The organism is Nocardioides sp. (assembly GCF_035703625.1).
In the GTDB taxonomy this organism is placed as follows: domain Bacteria; phylum Actinomycetota; class Actinomycetes; order Propionibacteriales; family Nocardioidaceae; genus Nocardioides.
On sequence record NZ_DASSXS010000050.1, the window covers coordinates 1 to 2,027 of the forward strand.

General features: G+C 70.2%; 2 protein-coding genes. Both read right to left on the reverse strand.

Features of this window, described 5'->3' with window-relative positions; genetic code table 11:
- On the reverse strand, positions 1-221 hold a 221-nt coding region (locus tag VFN12_RS02305), incomplete at its 3' end, for an ATP-binding cassette domain-containing protein (RefSeq protein ID WP_325116938.1).
- A gap of 83 nt (positions 222-304) precedes the next feature.
- On the reverse strand, positions 305-2,027 hold a 1,723-nt coding region (locus VFN12_RS02310), incomplete at its 5' end, for a 3-hydroxyacyl-CoA dehydrogenase NAD-binding domain-containing protein (protein WP_325116939.1).

Below are 2,027 nucleotides of genomic sequence, written 5' to 3' on the forward strand. Positions count from 1 at the left end.
CCGGCGACCAGCACCGTCCCGGCGGTCGGCGGCACGACGCCGGCCAGCACCCGCATGGTGGTGGACTTGCCGGCCCCGTTGCGGCCCAGCAGGGCGGTGGCCTGTCCGGCGTACGCCGCGAGGTCGATGCCCGCGACCGCCTCCACCTCGCCGAAGCGGACGTGGAGGCTGCGGACGTCGACCACGGGCGCGTGCGCGCCCACCCGAGATTGCTGGCTCACCCTCAGATTGTCACCGAGCCGGCCGGGGGCTGTCCCGAAATTGCCTGACCCGCCCGAAAGTTTCGGGCGGGTCAGCGTGGGGGTCAGGCGGGGAAGGTCTCGCCCTTCTCGGCCAGCTCGCGCAGGTACGCCGTCGCGCGGAACCGGTCGCCGTACTGCTCGGCGAGCTGGTCGGCCCGGGCGAGGAACGCGCTCAGCCCGACCTCACCGGTCGGCGACTCGTACCCCGTCATGAACTGTGCCGCTCCGCCGGTGTTCGGCGGGAAGCCGATGCCCATGATCGAACCGATGTTGGCCGCGGCCGCGGACTCGAGGACGCCCTCCTCGAAGCACTTCGCCGTCTCCAGCGCCTCGACGAACAGCAGCCGGTCCTTGACGTCCTCGATCGGGATCTGCTGCTCGGCGACGGGGAAGGTCTCGGCCAGGCCGGGCCACAGGCCCTGGCGCTTGCCCGCGTCGTCGTACTCGTAGAACCCGGCGCCCTTGAGCCGCGAGGGACGGCCGATCTCGATCATCTTCGCCACCACGCCGTCTCCCGGGTGGGCCGGCAGGTCGATGCCGTCACGCTCGGCGGCGTCGAGGGTGGCCTTGCGGATCTTGGCCATCAGCTCCATGTTCAGCTCGTCGGAGAGCTGCAGGGTGCCGACCGGGTAGCCCGCCTGGGTGGCCGCGCGCTCGAGCGAGACCGGGTGCACGCCCTCGGAGAGCATGGCCAGACCCTCGTTGACCATGGTGCCGATGACCCGCGAGGTGTAGAAGCCGCGCGAGTCGTTGACCACGATCGGCGTCTTGCGGATCTGCTGGACCACGTCGTAGGCCTTGGCGAGGGTCTCGTCGGAGGTCTCCTCGCCGCGGATGATCTCGACCAGCGGCATCTTGTCGACGGGGCTGAAGAAGTGCAGCCCGATGAAGTCGGACGGACGGTCGACACCGGTGGCCAGCTCGGTGATCGGGAGGGTCGAGGTGTTGGAGCAGAGGAGTGCGTCGGGGTTGACGTGCTCGGCGATCTCGGCGAACACCTTGTGCTTGAGGCCGGGATCCTCGAAGACGGCCTCGATGACCAGGTCGCAGCCGGCGAGGTCGGCCGGATCGGCGGTGGGCGTGATCCGGTCGAGGAGCTCGGCCTTCTTCTCCTCGGTGCTGCGGCCCTTGGCGATGGCCTTGTCGAGCAGCTTCTCGCTGTAGGCCTTGCCCTTCTCGGCGTTGGCGACCTCGACGTCCTTGAGCACGACCTGCATGCCGGCGCGGGCGCAGGAGTGGGCGATGCCGGCGCCCATCATCCCGGCGCCGAGGACGCCCACCTTGGTGGCGCGGTACGGCGGGACGCCCGCCGGGCGCAGCTTGCCGGCGTTGATCGCCTGGAGGTCGAAGAAGAAGGCCTGGATCATATTCTTGGCCTGCTGGTTGACCACGAGGTTGGTGATGTAGCGGCTCTCGATGCGCGAGGCGGTGTCGAAGTCGACCTGCGCACCCTCCACCGCGGCGCTCATGATCGCGCGGGGCGCCGGGTAGACCGCGCCCTTGGTCTGCTTACGCAGCAGGGCGGGGAACGCCGGCAGGAACTGTGCCAGCGCCGGGGTCCTCGGGGTGCCACCGGGCATCTTGTAGCCCGCACGGTCCCACGGGTTCTTCGCCGCGTCCTCGTCGTCGCGAACGCTGCGGATCCACGCCTTTGCGGCGGGCACGAGCTCCTCGCGGGTCGGCAGCACCTCGTCGATCAGCCCCTTGGCGAGGGCGCCCTGCGGGTCGAACTGCGTGCCCGGCATCAGCACGTCCATCAGGGCCGACTGCAGCCCCAGCATGCGT